Here is a 19,034-nt window from a genome sequence, read left to right as displayed (position 1 = left end):
TGGAACAAAAATGGGTATGCATTTTCCGAACTAGAAAAATCAATAGCTTAACAATTAAGATAATAAACACCATAAAAGAGGGGGGATTYGTATGTAAAATTGGCGAGAAACAATTCTCAAATGTGACATAAATGTATTATTATGTACTAGCATAGTAGGGGTAGTACTGATTCACGGAGAGAATAAATGAATAAACTAATCACGGTATTAATCAGCGTGTTGATGTTGTCATCATGTACCGTTATTGATGGTTTTTTTGATGGTCGACAACTCGACAGCTTACGCGATGACACTGATACGGAATCAGTCGTTGAAAATATTCAGTGGGCGATTGAACGCTTGGGTGAGGAAGATGAATATGCCCCCGATACCTTGGCAACATTAATACCTTTAGCCACTGATAAAGCCCTTGATATTGATCTTCTTCAACTTAATCCCAACCTGTTTAATCAGCTGATTGAGCGCTACCTCTCGATTGCCAAAGAGGGAGTGCAGACCGAAGAGCCAGATGATTGGGAGGTCGCGGGTTTTCCATATAAAATTACCAATGACTATTTAAGAACATCTGCCGCTTATAACCTGGGCCGTTTAAAGGGGGATTCCATCTCCTCACAACTCTTGGTATTACTCAGAAAAGTAGATTCACCTGCGCTTCAGGCTGTGGTGTTGAAATCAATGAATGATCGTGTCGATGTCTATAAAGCTAACCCCGAAATCCGCGCCCAAGCTATCAGTGCACTCTCCAGTGTGGATATTAATAAGCTTGCGGCGAATAGCGTATTGGCAAACCAGCTATATACCTTAGAGAGTGAACTGGTCACGCTGCCAACGATCAATAGAATATTAAGCAAAATCGATATCTATCAACTGGAAGAGCGTAATCTAAATTACATTCTCGATCTTAATGAAGGGATTATCCTTTACCAGTTAAAGAGCCCATCGGTAATAAAACCTCAAGAGGTGCAGATGAATGCACGTCTATTAGCATCGTTGGCATTGCCTGCTGTAGAGCACCTCGATGGAACGGTGCCAGTATTTAGCTCAGTTCAGAAAGGGGCGCAACGGATTTTGCTTCAATATATGCCGGGTATCTATTACTACAGCATGAGTGGTCATGCTAAAACCAGTGATTATACGTATGGCCAGCTGCTGGCAACTCGACAATATATGGAGCGTTATGAAGCCTATTCGTTGGCTTCGCCGGATAAGTTAGTCGCTCTAGGTGATGATGGCGCCCCTTTCTACAACCACCACGTATTAATGAACGCGTCTATTTATCGAGATACTGAACAATCATCAAAGAAGATGATCTTTTCAAGCTTGTATAAACGTGTTGAGTCGCGACCAACTGATTATGTTGACTTTATCTACTCCTATCTCAATGTGAATTACCCGCAAGATTTTGCTAACTATTTGTTAAGAAACGAACATCGCACGTATAAGACAGCTCAGTTAGATGCACTGCAGCACTACTACGCCTTGATACTGACACAAAATGAAGCGGTAAAAGAGAGTACAAAACAAAAATTGATTGCTAAAGCGAGTGCTGCGCAGTTAACTCGAAGTTTGAAATACAGTGATAGAGAACTAGACGGTTACGCAAAACGTGTCTATCCCACCTTTGTTACCCTTCACCCTTCTGCCCTGCTAACGCAATTGAGTACAAAACATCAATCAGTACAAAAACAAGCTGGAGTACATCAATTGGTTGATTACTATCTAGCCGCTCTGGATGGGCTAGAGGTAAGTAATCGAACTAAATACCTTGATTTTGGTGCCGCAGTAATTGCTGAGCACAATATTGAGTCGAGTAAAAAAATTCTCGGGTCTTATCATAAGGTTCCACTGGATAAAGCCGTGAACTCTTTAAACAATATCGGCTACCGAAGCGTGAAGAAGATGAATCCTGAGGAGCTGGTTTATTTAGGAAACTACATAACATCTCGTAAAACCGAATTGACCAACAGTTTAGTTAATCAATATGGCGCCATGTTTAATCGCTCTATCAATGGCGCTGCTAATGATGATGCTGCTCTGATGGCAGCGCAACAAGGAATGGTAACATTAGAGAGCATGCGGCCAACGCTGTATAAAAGTGTGAGTCAACGTTTTAACGGTGTGGAGCTATAGATGATGAAAATATTAATGACCCTATTGCTAAGCATCTTTGCCGTTGTCACATTGAATGTAAATGCTGAGTCTTCATTCTCCTATCGCTCGACATTTAGCGTGGAAGATTACGCAAAAAGTTTGCCTACTATGCCCAGTTTTGATTTTGATACAGAGAAGAGTTCGAAGTTATACGATCGCTCTACTCGACGAATATTAAAAGTGAGCATTGATCAAACTCCCGATGCGACGTTGCGAATTATGCCGGAATTTACCGCTAGCAAAAATGCTACGTGGAGTGAAACCTATCCTGCGAAGCCGGCAACTACGAGTTTAAGCAAAATTTATGCGGTGCCACACAGTAAGGTGTTCGTACCAGTTTACTATACAGGAAGCCGTAAAGTTCTGGATAGAGTGGTTGTAGAGGCTGGAGGTGTACTCTATTTTACCGCAAACTATCAATCGAAAGAGAACAGTAATATCCACTATAAACGTTCTAATATCGGACTGCAGTTAACCAACCTCAGCGGCAGTATGAAAGCTAATGGCGAGTTAAGCTATAAAGTGAGTAATGCATATACAGCGGCGAAAAGTGGTTACATTGTCAAAGTGAAAGCGGGCAGTGTTAGTGATACATTTGTACTTCCACCTGATCACTCGTTGAGCAATACAGTGACAATCAACGCCGCGGCAAAAAATGGTTCAAAAGGACGCGCTGGAAGTAGTGGGCGTGGTGGTACCAGTTATAGCAGTAGTGTTTTAGGGAGTGTTGCTGGTGCATTAGGTGGGGGCAACGGCGGTGATGGTAGTAATGGTGGCAATGGCCGTGACGGTTCTGATGGGGGGACTGGCGGCTCAGGTAAAGATGCGGGTACAGTAAAGATCACCATGAACGCGTATGCTTCCCCTTTTTATAAGAGGCCACTAAAAGATTATTCCATCAAATCAAACAATGCCAATGTTCGTTATTTGCTGGTAGAGCGTCAGTCTGTTTCAGTGAACGCATCAGGCGGTGTTGGTGGTAAAGGTGGAGATGGCGGTGACGGTGGTGACGGCGGTAATGGTGAAGCAGGAAGCGCTGGGCGTAAAGGTCAAGATGCCTCGGAGTATAGCTCTGGCGGCGGAGGTGGTACCGGCGGTGATGGCGGTGATGGTGGTGACGGTGGTGATGGCGGTAATGGTGGTCGAGGCGGCAATGGCGGTGATGGTGGTAAAGTCTATGTCACGATTTCAGGAGACGGACCATTTAAATCAGCGGCACGCAGTTCACTCTCTGTTAGTGTAAGTGGTGGAGCAAGAGGAGCCGGAGGAGCAAAAGGCTCGTATGGCGACGGCGGTGATGCCGGTTATGCAGGTCCTGGAGGCCCAGGTGGAAGTCCCTATTATACGACGAAATGTAGCACCAATTATGATGGCTCAACCAGTTGTTACCCTGTGACTAAATCAGGTGGTTACTCAGGTTCAAGTGGTTCAAGTGGTTCGAGTGGATCCCGTGGTTCGAGTGGCAGCACCGGTAAATCAGGTAGCAGTGGTTCGAGAGGGTCTGTAACTTATCAATAAAAAAAGTGCTTGAAATGGATAGTTCAGCAGCAGTTATAGAAATATCGCACATTAGTAAAGAGTACTCAGTGGGATCTGGCCTTAAGGAAGTGATCTACCGGGACGCTTGTTTAGAGGCCCATTCAGGAGAGATAACTCTTATTATGGGAGAGTCGGGCAGTGGTAAAACATCACTGCTTAGACAAATTGCACTCATTGATAATAAACAAGTGGGGACAATCTGTTATTTCAATCAACAAGTACAGCAGCTCTCAACGGCAAAAAAAGCGAAACTAAGAGCCAAGCATATAGGCTTTATTTTTCAATCCTTTGCATTAATTGAAGAGTTCAGTGTTGTTGAAAATTGCGCCCTTCCTTTAATCATGAATGGAACCTCTCGACGTCATGCATTACTACAAGCAGCGAATAAGATTGAACACTATATTCCTGGCTTAAACGTAGAAAAAAAACCGACCCAACTCTCTGGAGGACAACAACAGCGTGTCGCCATTATTCGTGCGTTAATTCACGAACCTCAAGTGGTCATCGCGGACGAACCGACGGGTAATCTCGATTCTGCCAATTCTAAACGGGTAAGGGATGCCTTATTGGAGATGGCTCATCAACAAAATAGTGCCGTTATTATCGTCAGTCATGACCCGAGTTTTATCGATATCGCCGATCGTTATTATGAGCTTCAAGACAGTAGTGTCGATGGGGTTAAATCGACCTTAATGAGGATCAAATAGTGAGGGTGGTTGATTCACTGTCTATTATTCTGAGGTTATTCTGGCCACAGTTTCTCTCTTATGCAGGCGTGATGATAACGGCTTTGATCACGCTCTTTATTCTGATCTCTGTATCGGGCTCTTACAACACCCATGTTCATCAAGATTTCGGCAATAAACAGGCGCATTTTACCTTAACCAATTTAATCGATCAGTCCAGTAGTACAGAGCTAACCCGAGTTAGAGATCTGGTTGCGACCGTTGATGGAGTTTACGTCAGTTCTCCATTTATCGCAGTAGAAAACTGGCAACAACTCTCGGCTAATACACAGATATTTGCATCAAAACAACGAGGTCAGTTTACCCGTTTTAATCGTGGTTATGTTCAAGTGATAGGTATCGATCGACGCTCTCCTTCAATCATCTCATGGGACCATCTGAATTTTTATACTGCTGGTGTATTTAAAACGCGAATCACGAATTTAGAGTTCATGCATCAGTGGTTAACTAACCCATATTTAATTATTCCCAATGCGGTATTAGACAGTGGGTTTTATCCCCCAATTTCGCAGGAAGCAACCGTTATTAATACAGTCACTAAACAGCACTGGCAAGTGAAAGGCTTTTTACAAGATTACGCCGATCAAGCGATCCTCTATGTGGGTCTTGACCAGTTTCAGTGGTGGAGCGAGCAATTCGAGTCGGCAGAAAGCGGTGTGTTAATTAGGTTAAACGAAGGGGCAGATTTAGCCTTTGCAAAAACAAAGATTCAACAGGCTTTGGTACCGTTAGAGGGGAGGTGGAAAGTGACTTCATGGTTAGATGACAAACAGAAACAGATGAGCCTGCTCACTGTGATCAATACGGTCTCTATCGGCTTAGTGAGTGTGATTGCTTTTCTGTCTTACCTGCTAGTGACGTTGTTTTTGACCAAATCTGTAATCAGTAAAAATCGCACCATCAATATTTTCACTATCACAGGCTACCGAATTCAAGATGCCTTGTTTATTTGGATGGTATTGATCTCTGTAAGCTGCTTTGGTGTGGCTTTAGTGTGTAATAACTCTTTGGTGTCACCCGCCCTGAAGGATTTTTTAGATTTCACTTTGGTTGATACAGGGATAAATAGCCAGTTGGCGCTGTTCTGTATTGGGTTAAATCTTTTTTCAATTTTTGTTTTTCACCGTGCAATTATTAAGGTGTAATTTGTTATGAGACTGACGTTTAGTACTCTGTTATTACTGTTTCTACTGGGCTGTCAAAGTACCACAAAAACTGAGGAGTCCATCCCTACGGTATTTGAATCTTTGGGGAAAGATCTGAGCGCTGCCGAGGCTCGAAAGACAACGCATACTCCGTGGTTGAGCGGAGAGGGCGTGGCTTTAACCATTGTCGGGCCGATCTACGACTCTTTGAAGCGAGAGAAATCGACTTCAAATCGTATGTTAGCGTCATTGATCACCACTATTGCGGCAGATCCTTCTAGTGTTTCTTCCCTCTCTGCGATTAATTACCAATCACACTTTGGTGCAATAACATACCGTAAGTATGATTTAGACGTTAACACCTTCACCTATATTCCAGCGTTGATTAACAGTGCATTTTCTGATGAAGCAGCTCTGAATGCCGTTATTGAGTCGTCATCGATTACTCGGAGTCAACGTGGGTCAAACGCGGAAGTGGGTCTGTACATTGATGATAAAGCGTGGAACAACAAAATCATTCGATTGAGCGGTTATAAATCCATTAAAGTCTCTGGTTTTGAGCGCAATACCAGTTGGTTTCGATATCAAAAAGCCATGCCTGAAGGGGCGTCCGCTGCCGCAGTGCAAAATCAATTGGCGAGTATGTTGGTCTATGCGTTAACGTCGAGTATTCGAGAGTATGCTAGTGTGAACCGCGAGCAAGTGATGCAGCATGCTAACAATGAGTTTGTTTTAGAGCGCAGTGATGGCGATACATATGCGTACCTTTATCGTGATCGAAATAAGATGTTAGAGGAACAGAAGCGACAAAAACTCGAATCCCTTGATAAAGAGAATGTATTGCTGCACAGCACCAATACGGTCCGGTTATCGATTGATGAAAATAGCGGTCAAACTCTGTTGGTAAGAAGAGAGAACTTTTTAAGCAGTGTTGAGTTGGTCTCCATTCAGAACTCAAATCAGAGAAAACTCATCTGGCAGAGCCAAGATTGGGATGAAGTGGCTACCAGTGCGTACTACTTATTAGATCAAAACCGTGTGGTAATGTTAACCGATAAAGCACTCTACTTTATTGATGCCAAAACAACTCGAACCATCAAGCGCATAGCGATTGAAGGGGACGCCCACATCACTATTGATAGCGAGAGTGCGGAGACGTGGTTAACGCACGCCGGGGCGATCACCGCCTTGAGCAGTGAAGGAACTAAAAAACGAGGTTATCGGATCAGTGATCCACTACTGAGTACAGCGTATCAAGGGGATGAAAAAAACCTCTACTTTTTAACGCAAAGCGGCAATGTTGATAAATTCAATCTAAAGGTTCGATCACGTGACCGACTCATGACTCAAAGCGGCCTGAAACAGCTGGTGTTATGTGATGGGGGAGGGCGTATGGCGGTTTATCGCGAACAAGCGCTGTACGTCATTAATACCAAGAGCAAAAATAATCTCGAACTTACCACAAAAGAGAAAATTAAAGCGGTTGACTGTAGCAGTGAATACGGCAAGTTATTGGTGATGACTGAATCGGGAGCGATCAAACAATATGATCTAGAGACTCTTGAGTTACAAACAACGCTCAATACAGAGTACTCAACGTTTGACAAGCAGAACAGTTTTTATGTGGTGAAATACCTCACTGACGAAAAGTACCTTTATGGTGGTCGTGATAACCTCCGTTTACGAAGCAGTGTCAGTGAAAAAGAGGTAGATCAGCAATTCTTAACGTTAACCAATAAAGTGGCTAAGAGCAGTTCTTGGTTGGATCAATCGGTTATCGACCAAGCCATTTACGCCGCACCTCTCAGCGAATCTGATAGAGCAATCTATCATCACCTCTTTGTGGATGACCCTCTCGATGCAGTAACCATTGATGAACGCTTAGCGTTCCACCTTGAAGAGAAAATTGACCCGATTCTACTCTCAAATCAGTCGAAAGGTTTTCAGCAACTTGGGGTCAATATTGAGACAGAGCAACAAGGGAATATCAGTATCGTTAAAGAGCTTAACACTGATAGTGATCAGACACTTTCTGCCAGTATCCCTGATTTTGAGTTGTTGGGTTACAACGTAGACAAACTTCGTTTAGGACAGCACGGCTTTGATGCTCGGATTTATAGCACACTAGGCAGTGCGTCATTGATGTCCAATGTGACCAATTTATCCCTCTCTGAAGACAGTAATACCTTAGTCATTCCAAGAGATGATGGCTCAATTTTAATCCGTAATATCGCCAGTAGTGACTCATATTCAATTGAACTCTCAGAGGATGTGCTCTTGGTGGCGTCACTGAATAAGAACAATGATAAGTTAGCCATTGTGAGTGAGAAAGGGATCTTACAGGTTTATCACATTCGCCTCGATTTTGAGGACAGTGACAATCGTCAATTGGAACTGATCAAAGAGATGGACAGTTACGCGGGTAAAGTGAATACCCTGCGTTTTATTGATGACGACACTATCATGAGTGGCGGTAAAGACCAAACCGTTAAATTGTGGAGTATTGAAAGTGGCAAGGTCAAAGGAACAGAACTTCTCGGTCATACCGATGAGATTGTATTGAGTGAATTTGATAACAGTTTAGGTCTTATTATCACCAGCAGTCTGGATGGAACAATACGCGCTTGGGATCCAATTAATCATGAACAGTTGTTCTCATACCGCAACAGTCGAGATGGCTTTATAGCAGCGTTCAGTACTGAATCAAACCGCGTAGCGATGCGAGATGGCCAAAAAATTGTGGTCAAAAGTTTGATCACTAGTGATACGTTAGGGACTACAGTGATAGAGGGAAACCGAATTCCGAAGAGTCTTGCATTGGGATTTGACGGGAAAGTCCTGTTTGTCGCCTATGATGATCAACTTGAGGTACGGAAAGTGTCAACGGGAGCCCTTATAGATACTTTAGTTTTTGATGAACCCATGGTTATCACTGGGATGAAATTGACATCAGACGATAACAACTTAGCGATTGTAGAAGGTAATGAAGTCCACTTGATTAACACTGGTCGTTATTTCTTAGTTAACCTAGGAGCACGATAATGTCTATAGAACGCTGCCGTTATCTTCTGCCATCGGTGCTGATCTTATTGTTAGCGCCCCCTCTTGTGTCTGCTGAAGAGGAGCCAAGCGACAAGCCGAAATGGGCCATGGATAGCTTTGTACAAAAAAACAGTTTCATTGGTCGTTCCAAGCGTTGGTCAGCAAGCGATCCTTACGCTTCGGTAAGCTCTATTGATGACGCATGTAATGCCGGGTTAACTCAAGTCGCTGAGTATTTCAGTGTCGAGGTGCAATCAAAGGTAAAATCCAACATGACGGTTGCCGGCGAGCAGTTTCAAAGTCGTTTTGAACAGCTAACAACAACAGAGAGTAGCATTACACTGACAGGCATTAATCGTAACGACACTTATCTTGAGTACTCCAATGAAGGAAAAGAGGTTCAAGCTTACTGTTTATATACACTGAGTACTCAGCAACTGGCTAAGATTAAAGCGAGATTAGAGCAAGAACAACAGGAGTTAGATCAGCAGGTAGGAATGATTATTGAACAGGTCATTAATGGCGAGTTTGACCGTGCAAGATTGCAGATTGCTGTATTGCGAAATAACCGTAAAGTATCAGAAAGCTTACCAAATGAACTGGAATTGTTGCTTACTGAGCAAGAGGAAAAGTCATTAAAGGTTTTTACCAACCTGACCAAAACCCAATTCTCTGTGGGCGAACACCTTTCTGCTAAAATATCCAGTAACCAAAATGCCTATGTCTATCTTTTCCTTGAAGGGCGTAAGGTGCCGTTATTGCTCTTTCCATCGCCTCAAAGTACCTATAACTATATTAGTAAAGAGCAGGTATTGAGCTATCCACTCAAAAGCCAGATTAATGAAAATGAAGTGTTTCGTGTTTCGCCAAAACAGCGAGATGCTCTAACGTTAAAAGTGGTCACCTCGATAGAACCGATATCAATGGCCTTTATCACCGAGAGTTTTACCGGGTATTCAGTCTCAGACTCAGTGGGCTATCAGCAATTTATTAGTGATTGCCTATTAAGCCAAACATGTGTCATTGAAGATAAACCGGTATTGGTTGATATCGAAAGCTCTCAGCTCAAAGTCGCGTCCTATCAGGTTCTGATGAATGGAAAAACGTCCAGTAAAGAGAAACGCAGAATAAAGCAGGTATTACGCTCTCAGCACATCGAAGTAACAAAAAGTGGCAGTGCAATTGTGTTTGAAGTGAGTACAGAGAAGGTGTTCTCAAATCGTTTAAATGCGGACATCTACGTCATTACCGGAGAGCTCTATGCGAAAGAGAGAAATGGCGATGAAAAACGGTTAAGTCGACATAAAGTGACCGGGGTCTATGCCAGTAACAAATTGGACAGCTATTTAGAAAAACTCTATCAGTCACTGGTTAAAAAAGCGAAAGGATGATGAAATCGTTTCTTGTCTTCAGTGTCGTGCTATTGAGTCTATCAGCACATTCCAGTGTAGAGTGGATTACTGTTCACCCTAAACAGGTCGATATTCAGGATGCACCGTCAGTGACACTGAATATGTCGAGCCATTACGTGACCAATAATAATACGATTGGCAGATTAGAGCCCTTTGACATAATGCGAACGGAGTTTTCATGTAAACAGTTTTTGAAGGTGATGGACAGTCTTGTAGGGAAAAGAGAGCAACAACTTAGAAATGCTTGTGATGACTATCCATTGGAGCCGATAACGGGCGTGACATTACAAGAAGCTGAGCTGGCCTGTACAAGCTTGGGCGGCGAGTTACCCAGTGAGTACCAATGGTTAGCGGCTGCACTTTATCGAGGTAGCGTTACTACCCTTAGCGTGAAAGCGTGGTATCAAACTATTTTAGTTCAAGAGTATCAAGAAAATGAACAGGCAACATCAACTATGGCAAGGGATTATAAAGTGGATGTAGAGGATGCTTACAGCAACCTATCCGGTATCAAAGGCTTGGTTGGCAACGTGTGGGAGATGACCCGTAGTCAATGGAGTGAAAACGACCGGCAATATGTGATGAAGGGTGGTTCTTTTGACCTGATGAGAAAGCCCATGTTACTAAATCCGGCCTATCGAGCTGGGTTCAATCCTGAAAGCGTGCTCGACGAGAATGTCGGATTTCGTTGTATTAAACAGTAAGGAGTGACAATGAAAGGTTTAATCACAATGTGTAAAACCAGTATCCAGCTTATTGCGATATTGCTGTTGTGTAATGGGGCGGCAAATGCGTCGTTCCCAACGACGAGTGGCGCATACACCAGTACTAATTTTGCAAATACAAACAAAGCTCCACGAACGCTCTATTACGCGTCTGGTGGTACTGCAAATGTGTTAACGTTAATCGATAAAGGCAATCGCTTGTCACTATCAAAAGGTCCAAAGTCAATAACGCCACTTTTTAGCGCAACGGTCACTAGCAATAAACAATACAGCAATGAGAAGCGAAAGTTTGCCAGTGAAAGTGCCAATGACTTGTTATCACTTAAGCAGGATAAAAAGGAGTTTAGTAATGAGGTTGCTGAACTCAAACTGAAAGTGTCAAAAACAAAATCGAATGATGATAAAGCTGATTACCTGCAAGAAATTAACGCCTTAAACAGTGAAATTAAAAAAATAAATGCAGAAATTAGACGCGTTGAGCAAGGGGTGGCTACATACAAAAATCTGCCTATTTTGTCGCTGGACGAACTCTTTTCTAAGCAGCCAAATAGTCGATTTTTTATTCTTCAGCAAGGTACCTTAAGCCTGATTGTGCCAAACCAGCAAAATACGTCGTTGAATACCAACATTACAGGTGCAATGCAGCGCGGAAGTCAATCTATCTATACCGTTAAATCGTCACTAAAAATTGGCTCGACTAGGGTTCACTCTGATGGTTCAACCTTGCTTCATGTTGAGAAAGTAAAAGATACGGTTACCGAGATTCGATTTGCAGGAAAAACCTATCAGTTAATGCGCATCGAAGATGAGAAGGTGAAAGCCATGAGCGATATGGCTAAACGATTTCCAACTTCTCCAACCTCGTTCAGTTTTAAAGGTGAAACTTTGACCACTTCTTATGTGTGGAATAAAAGTGGCGGTGGGGCCAAAAAACTCTTAGTGGAGTATAAATATACTGGTAAAAAGAAAAATTTGATCCAAGTGAAAGCGCAAGCCGAAACAGAGTTGTTTGACCCTAAGACGACATCAAGTAACACTGAAAAACATATTGGTATCATGGCGAAAACGAAATCGGGTTCTCTACTTGAGCTTAAAAAAGTACAAAAAGTGCTCGATAAAGTTGAGAGTTCGTGGGTCTTAGATAACAAAAACAGAATCATCAAATTGGGTGAAGAGATCCTGTTTGTCTCAAAAGAGAATTACTATGGATTTGAAGGATTATGGTATCTGGCGTATTGGATGAAAGAGGGCAACCTCAGCAGTAAGAAAATATTTTTGATTAATGGAACGGAACCGATCTCTTTGACCGCTACGTTAAAAGGATCCAAGGTTGAGATTACCAAAGCCGGAAAAGTGCTTTATCGATTTACGATGGACAGTAAAGGCTTTGTTACCCAATTTGAATTTGTACCGTTGAATCAAAGTTTGCAATTAGTGGATAAACAGACGGATACCACACGTGCGAATAGTAAGAAGATAACTACGTATATGCAGCAGAATGGAGTCGCTAAATTATGATCAACATGGGTAAGTATTTATGGGTAGTCTTGTTTCTTGTTGGTTGTCAAACCACAGACAAAAAACCTGCCGAATCCAACTCATCCCCGCTTCATATATCTGTTTCTGATGAAGCAGAGTACAACAGTATTTTTGATGATGAACCTGAGGAAGATAACGATAAGTTTAACGCGTATTTTTATGACTCAAAAGGAAAGCGGTTTTTATCCCATAAGTCGTCGACCAGCACCATAAATACAGCGGTGAGCAGACTGCTGGATAAAGGGCTAAAACAAGCATTTTCAAAACTGGCTTATGTCCCTGATGAGATAAATGTCGCGCTGGAAGTCAATGCGCCTTACGCCCATAAAGATGAGATTTTATTTTCCGCTGAAGAGTACATAGTACAAGCACCAAATCTGTCGATACAAGCTCAGCAAGGTGATACAGAAAAAGTCATAGGGAAAATACTCAAACGAGAATTGGATCCATTTTACGACGCTTCTGAGGCCAGTTTTGATGACACCGCCAAAGTATCGGATTTAGTGCTTTATATATTAGCGGATCAGAAGGGTGGGGATTTAATCATTAAAGTGAGTGTGTTGAGTAAATCCGCAGAAATTCTTGGTATTAAAACCACTAAGGTTGGTCTAAATGGAGCGGCATCGACCACAAGTGGTTTTGTCACAGTTGATGTTCCTTTTTCAACCAGCAATGGAAGCCGAGCTTATCAAATTATGCGTAACGCTGTCAGTCGTGAGCAGCTGTATGGTGTCGGTTCTAAATCTATTGCCGCGACCAGTATGTCGTTGGAACAAGCGAATAATTACTGCACTGAATACAGCCAAATGCTTGCCTCACCGTATGTATTTGAGTTCGCTCGTAGGAAGTCGGAGATAAATCGTCCAACGGGTATCGCTAATCTGGAGTTGATTGCGGCACTGGATGAGGATACCGACTCTGATTTCTATCGTGAAGATGATTACCTTGAGCTTGAGGATGATTACCAATCAAATCACTTTTTAGTGTTCGATTGGAATGCTGAGACATACGCTATTGTTGCCAATAGTTTCTCTTCAGAACGCATGACATTCAGATGTTATAAGCAGTAAGGGGGCAGAAATGAATAAAAAAGTATTATTAGCAGTGGCGATGTTCTGCATGCCGAGTGTGTCGTACGCAGGAACGAATGTGGCCATTGCGGAGTTTGTGAACAGTATTCGTGGCTCATTTAATATGCTAGTGGCACATAAAGAAATTGTTAGTGCAAAGACGTTAAGAAAGACCAATAAAATGATAGAAAAGGGCTATCGAAGTGAAGTACTGAATATGCAGTTACTGCTTGAAAGCTCAGGTCTTGATGCAAATGTCAGAATGCTGAGTGCTAAACGTTTTCCTGAATTTTCATTGCAAGAGAACCTGGTAAAAACGGAGTTAACAAACATGGTAAAAACCATCTCTAAAGAGTCCAAAAGGCGCTTAGAGAGCAGTGTACTTACCGCAGACGTTGTGCCAAGCGAGGAAGGAAGTGACGATGAGAGCGGTGACATTGCCGATGACATCGATCTTTCAGATGATATTGGCTCAGACATTGATTTTGACGATAGCATTGTTGATGTATCGAGTGATGTCGTAGCTAATGAGGTCGGGGCGATGATCAGCTTGGATCAAGTGGCTTTAGATACGTTTATAACCATAGTAACGGAGTACTCTTACCGTAAACCATTTAGGGGGCAAGAGGTCCTTTGGTATGCCGGAGGTAACGAAGGAAATATTGTGTTGGGAAGAGGGAACCCAAATTTAAAGCAGGCATTTTTACCTTTTCATCATGATCAGTTTGTCAAACCTATGCCACTGCACGCAATTTTTGCAACAACATTTATGCCTAACCGGCAAGGTGTACTGCATGTCATGGAAATGTATATCATTTTAGTCGTGAATGAATCTGAGCATGGCACAGTGCGTGTGGCTCAACGAAAAATCAATAAGTTTCGTTGGGATAGAAATCCCTACTATATTTCTGCAGCAACTGGAACGGTATTACGAAAGATCTTCACCAGTACATTAGGTAAAAAAGTAGAGATGTTTTAACGCGTATGACAGTCGATCGTGCTCTGCTCATCGCTAGAATTATGTTGGCTGGTCAAACTCGTTTGATCAGACTGACTACCTACTCGATTCCGTTAGTATTCCTATTTGTTTTTTACGCTTACTTGGGGGCCAGTTCCGTACTTAATCGGTTTGAACATTATATGGAACAGAGCTTTGTTGGCATCATGGGGCAAGTACAAGTGAGTTCTCCTTCTCGAGATTTTTTGACCGCATTACAACAGGTCCCGGTGCTAAGCGGTGTTTCAAATTCATTGCGATTAGAGTCAAAATCCCTGCTTCATATTGGTACTGAACAGTTAGATTTAGTCAAAGGGATCACGCTACTCACCTATGAAGATGACTATTTACAGAATAAGTTCAGCGATTTAGATTCACAACAAGTGATCATGAGTCGAGTATTAGCCAATCAACTCGGAATAACGGAAATGAATACTGAGTTGACGTTAATGGTGCCGAGTGTGAAGGTGAAAAAAACCTTCTCCACTATTTACTTGGTGGATTTTGGTTTTTTAACCTCTGATCCGATTGTGATCATCTCTCAGCAGCAGTACCAAACTCTATTTGGAGTCCCCCCCAAGTTTAACCAACTTGAGTTTAGTGGTCTGAGCACATCGGCGGTTGATAAGCTACGAAGGACTATTGATGATCATTTCACTAACAGCCAATCACTCTCCTATAAAGTGGTCGATGTGAAAGCGTTAACGTCTGAGCACAGTCAAATCTTTTCTAATCTACAACATTTCAAAATCGTGTTATTTGGTTTTTTATTAGGCTTATGTTGTGCCGTATTTTACGTAGCGGTGAGAATGCTAATGGTGGCAAAACAGAATGCCTTAGAGGTTATGCAGTTATTAGGAATGACATACTCTGAACTGTGGGCTTATATAGTGATCCTTTCATCATTATTTACTCTACTACTCTATTTTGCTGCCCATCTGAGTTGGACTCTGAGTGAACAACTCATATTTGCCTACCTTTCCCTGATATAAAGAAGCCGCTAACAATTGCGGCTTCTCTATATATGATTAATGGAAGAATTTCTGTAAACGTTGTGAGCGTGCAACCACCATTAGATCGAACAACAGTACCGTAGCGATAGTCATTCCAGCCATAGGGAAAAGCAAACAGAGTGTAATAACAGTGATAATAGCAGGCAATGAAGCCGATATTGCTTTTGGTTTGATTGGCGATGCAAGTGTTGCCAACCCATACGGTTTACGTGACCACCACATCATGACTCCAGAGATTGCGACAAAAATAAAAACTACGCATAACAATGTATTGGCAATCAGGTTCCATAAGCCCATGTCTCCTTGATGAAGTGCGATCCCTGCAGCCATAAATTTCGCCATGACTGAGTAATCTTGCCAAGTAACATCAGCCAGCACTTTGCCTGAATACTGGTCAATGTGTGTGGTTCTGTCATCGCGAGCATCGGTGATATCTCCGCTCATGGTATTGGCGGATACGGTGTATACGCTCTGTTCATCTTTTGGAAAATTAAGCTTAAACCGGGTAAAGCCTTCAGCGTAAGCAAGCTCAACGATGCGATCGACATTGACAACACCACTTGATTCCGGCTGCTCTGTTGAAAGTGGTAAATGAGTCAGCTCAAGATTCCAGGGGACCTCCTCTTCAACTCCATGGTTTAAGGTGTTGTGGGTTTGTGTTGAGAGAGGAACATCATCCCATTTCTCAGCAGGGAAACTGCTCCATGGCTGAACAAATTTCCCTCCCCATACGCCTGCCCATGCTAAACCAGAAATCAAAAAGAAGAGTAGAAAAAGGGAGAATATTGCCCCCAGATTAGAGTGTAAGTCTTTAATGACTGCTTTTGTGCCGCTACTAAAGCGCAGTGTAAAAAATGAAGCGCGGCTCTTTGCATCTTTTGGCCACCATAAATAGAGTCCAGAAACGATCAGAAGAATGGATAAGCTAGCAGCAATCTCAATCATACGATCACCAACATCACCGATCAAAAGGGTGCCGTGGATATCGTTGGCTAAGCGGTACCAACTATTATCACGATGAATTTCACCTAATATGGCCCCTGTATACGGATTGACTAGAACATACACACCTTGGCCGCTAGCTTTTACAATCGAAAAACGACTGGATGTCGTCGAGTTAACCGGAGTTATGTACTGTTTGATGCTGGCATTAGGGTAGAGGTTTTGCACATTGAGACGTTGCTCAGCGACAGAGTATGTATGGTGTTGAGGAGTGATATTAATTATCTCGTCATGTTGCAATTGCTCTATTGAGTCATTAAACAACATGATTAGTCCCGTGATTGAAAGCAATAGAATAAATGGGATGACATAGAGGCCAGCGTAAAAGTGCCAACGCCAAACCGAAAAGTAGAAATTACGTTTTTTGCTGTTCTCATCCGCCATATTGAGCGGTGAAGTAGTAGAGGTAGAAGTCATTCATTAACCTTTAAAATAGTGATAAATGGCCCTCCGTCAAATCTAAGAGGATTAACGTAGAGATCATTGAATACAGTGTGAAGTGGTTAGTAAATGGAGGGTGGAGCACGTGGAGTGCGGTGTAAATATCGAGTGCGATCGATAATAGAATGATACGCAACGGTAATAACGAGTGAGAGCGTTACGTTAGAAATGAAAGTGGGTGTGGTATCAGAAAAAGTGCTTATATAATGACTAAAAGGGCACTCAATTGAATGAGAGGGTTGAGTGGGAGACTGATCGACTTGGATCAGCTGAAACCCTTTTACTGTACAGATGGTTTCCCAGTGGCCAGCCGCAGCACTGTGCGCATTGATAACGGGCATCGATATAATCAGTAACCAGCTAAGCGCAAATGCGAGTAGGGTCATACTATGTTTTATCGAAAGAAAAGCCATAACCGCCGCTGATTTAAAAAATTAGCGGCAGTTTATCGTGATGACTGGTAACTATCAATTAACAATTGGGGTTATATTCAGTGACATCATAGTTACACTGCAAAAGTGTCAGCATTTAACCACAGATGCAAAATGATACTAGCGACATAACCTAAGGCAATAACGGGAAGCCATTTTAGATGGCCAAAGAAAGTGTATTGACCATGAGCAGCCCCCATCAATGCCACTCCTGAGGCTGAACCTATTGAGAGTAAACTTCCTCCTACTCCTGCAGTTAAGGTGACTAATAACCAATTACCACTGCTCATTACTGGGTCCATCGTAATGACTGCAAACATGACTGGTATGTTATCAATGATGGCAGAGAGTACTCCAACCGCGATATTGGCCCATATAGGATCCCATTGGGTATACATCACCTCTGAAACTAAACCGAGGTAGCCAAGTAAATTTAATCCACCCACACACATTACAACACCATAAAAAAACAACAAAGTATCCCACTCGGCATGTGATACACGGCTAAACACATCAAAAGGAACAACAGAGCCTAGCCGTTTTAATGCTTTTTCATCGTGCCTTGCAATGGCAGTCGCCCGTTTTTTAGCCAGTGAACTAGGTAGGGTTTTACGTAAAAAATAACCGAAGAACTGCAAATAGGCTAACCCCATCATCATACCTATTACTGGAGGAAGATGGAGGAACCCGTGAAACGAAACCGCCGTCGCTATGGTCAAGATAAAGAGGCCCATGATGCGTTTTGCGCCGCGCTTAAGGTAGATATCTTCATGATTGGCTTGCGGTTGAATTTTCTCAACAAAACGTGAAATGATGAAAGCAGGAATAATGTAATTAACGACTGAGGGAATAAACAGTAGAAGGAACTCTTGAAATGGAAGAATGCCCGCCTGCCAGACCATTAGGGTGGTAATATCACCGAATGGACTGAACGCGCCACCGGCATTGGCTGCAATTACAATGTTAATACACGCAAGGTTAATAAACTTCGGATTGCCTTTTCCCACTTTTAAAACCACCGCGCACATAAGTAGAGCCGTGGTTAAGTTATCTGCAATTGGTGAAATAAAGAAGGCAAGGATACCAGTAAGCCAAAATAGGGTTCTAAAATTAAATCCTTTACCTATCATCCAAGCCTGTAACGTATCAAAGAGTTTTCGCTCTTCCATTGCACTGATATAGGTCATAGCAACTAACAGAAAGAGAAGCAGTTCAGCGTATTCCAACAAGTTGTGTTCTATTGCCGCTTTAGCAACGTCGGTTTGACCATGTTGTTGAAACACATAACCTAACATGATCCAAATAATACCTGCCGCTAACAGCACAGGTTTTGATTTTCGAAGCTTTAAGTACTCTTCGGCCATCACCACGAGATAGGCGGTGACAAATATTGCAATTGAAATATAACCGACGGTAGATTGCGTTAAAGTGCCAGCCAAAGATTGAGTTTGTTCTATTATTCCATTATTCATTTATATGACCACTTTTGATTCTATCTGTCTTAAATACTAGTAAAAATAATCCGGTTATTATGACCAATGTACAAATGATAAACCCCCATCATAAAAATAGTACGTGGTTACGAAAAACCCTTGCGAATATAATCAATGTGTGTTGATTAGCTTTTGAAATAAAACAGTTTTATATGATGCTAAATCGCACGCGATAGCGACACAAAGAGGGGGCTATTTACCTCAAAATTTTTTAATTATACTAATTGCAATGGACGACCTTTGTAGGGTTTGCATTTTTATGAAAAAGCACTAAAATCGTCCCATTAA

The 19,034-nt window shown here is 42.3% G+C and carries 14 protein-coding genes; 11 read left to right on the top strand and 3 right to left on the bottom strand.

Annotation, left to right across the window (positions count from 1 at the left end; all coding sequences use genetic code 11):
• Positions 1–186: 186 nt before the first annotated feature.
• The 11 genes from L4C32_RS07415 to L4C32_RS07365 are packed head-to-tail and all read left to right on the top strand — an operon-like array spanning position 187 to position 15,358.
• Positions 187–2,130, top strand: a complete 1,944-nt coding sequence (locus tag L4C32_RS07415; protein ID WP_428196228.1) for a hypothetical protein — start codon at positions 187–189, stop codon at positions 2,128–2,130.
• On the top strand, positions 2,131–3,669 hold the full coding sequence (locus tag L4C32_RS07410; protein ID WP_428196227.1) for a hypothetical protein: 1,539 nt from the start codon (positions 2,131–2,133) through the stop codon (positions 3,667–3,669).
• Positions 3,670–3,683: 14 nt separating this feature from the next.
• The gene (locus L4C32_RS07405) at positions 3,684–4,397 is read left to right on the top strand and encodes an ABC transporter ATP-binding protein (RefSeq protein WP_428196226.1); all 714 of its coding nucleotides are present in this window, start codon (positions 3,684–3,686) and stop codon (positions 4,395–4,397) included.
• Positions 4,397–5,581 (top strand): hypothetical protein, encoded by a 1,185-nt coding sequence (locus L4C32_RS07400; RefSeq protein WP_428196225.1) that lies wholly within the window; start codon positions 4,397–4,399, stop codon positions 5,579–5,581. The genes L4C32_RS07405 and L4C32_RS07400 overlap by 1 nt, the downstream gene beginning before the upstream one ends.
• A gap of 6 nt (positions 5,582–5,587) precedes the next feature.
• On the top strand, positions 5,588–8,623 hold the full coding sequence (locus L4C32_RS07395) for a WD40 repeat domain-containing protein (protein WP_428196224.1): 3,036 nt from the start codon (positions 5,588–5,590) through the stop codon (positions 8,621–8,623).
• Positions 8,623–10,014 (top strand): hypothetical protein, encoded by a 1,392-nt coding sequence (locus L4C32_RS07390; RefSeq protein WP_428196223.1) that lies wholly within the window; start codon positions 8,623–8,625, stop codon positions 10,012–10,014. Before L4C32_RS07395 ends, L4C32_RS07390 begins: the two co-directional genes overlap by 1 nt.
• Positions 10,011–10,739, top strand: coding sequence for a formylglycine-generating enzyme family protein (locus tag L4C32_RS07385; RefSeq protein ID WP_428196222.1), 729 nt, complete (start codon positions 10,011–10,013; stop codon positions 10,737–10,739). The genes L4C32_RS07390 and L4C32_RS07385 overlap by 4 nt, the downstream gene beginning before the upstream one ends.
• Before the next feature lie 9 nt (positions 10,740–10,748).
• A complete protein-coding gene (locus L4C32_RS07380) occupies positions 10,749–12,278 on the top strand; it encodes a hypothetical protein (RefSeq protein ID WP_428196221.1) in 1,530 nt (509 codons plus the stop codon).
• Positions 12,275–13,369, top strand: a complete 1,095-nt coding sequence (locus tag L4C32_RS07375) for a hypothetical protein (protein ID WP_428196220.1) — start codon at positions 12,275–12,277, stop codon at positions 13,367–13,369. The genes L4C32_RS07380 and L4C32_RS07375 overlap by 4 nt, the downstream gene beginning before the upstream one ends.
• Positions 13,370–13,379: 10 nt before the next feature.
• Positions 13,380–14,348, top strand: coding sequence for a hypothetical protein (locus tag L4C32_RS07370; RefSeq protein WP_428196219.1), 969 nt, complete (start codon positions 13,380–13,382; stop codon positions 14,346–14,348).
• A gap of 5 nt (positions 14,349–14,353) precedes the next feature.
• On the top strand, positions 14,354–15,358 hold the full coding sequence (locus tag L4C32_RS07365) for a hypothetical protein (RefSeq protein ID WP_428196218.1): 1,005 nt from the start codon (positions 14,354–14,356) through the stop codon (positions 15,356–15,358).
• 36 nt (positions 15,359–15,394) lie between these two features.
• Here the strand turns inward: L4C32_RS07365 and L4C32_RS07360 are convergent, their stop codons facing one another.
• The 3 genes from L4C32_RS07360 to nhaD form a co-directional block, all read right to left on the bottom strand.
• On the bottom strand, positions 15,395–16,798 hold the full coding sequence (locus L4C32_RS07360) for a PepSY-associated TM helix domain-containing protein (RefSeq protein WP_428196217.1): 1,404 nt from the start codon (positions 16,796–16,798) through the stop codon (positions 15,395–15,397).
• A gap of 86 nt (positions 16,799–16,884) precedes the next feature.
• Positions 16,885–17,208, bottom strand: coding sequence for a DUF2946 family protein (locus tag L4C32_RS07355; RefSeq protein WP_428196216.1), 324 nt, complete (start codon positions 17,206–17,208; stop codon positions 16,885–16,887).
• Positions 17,209–17,327: 119 nt separating this feature from the next.
• Complete coding sequence (nhaD, locus tag L4C32_RS07350) at positions 17,328–18,725, bottom strand: sodium:proton antiporter NhaD (protein ID WP_428196215.1); 1,398 nt, start codon at positions 18,723–18,725, stop codon at positions 17,328–17,330.
• Positions 18,726–19,034: the final 309 nt, after the last annotated feature.

This window comes from Aliivibrio kagoshimensis (assembly GCF_050337105.1).
In the GTDB taxonomy this organism is placed as follows: domain Bacteria; phylum Pseudomonadota; class Gammaproteobacteria; order Enterobacterales; family Vibrionaceae; genus Aliivibrio_A; species Aliivibrio_A kagoshimensis.
Note: the sequence above shows the minus strand (reverse complement) of the source record. Positions and strands in the feature narration are given on the sequence as shown.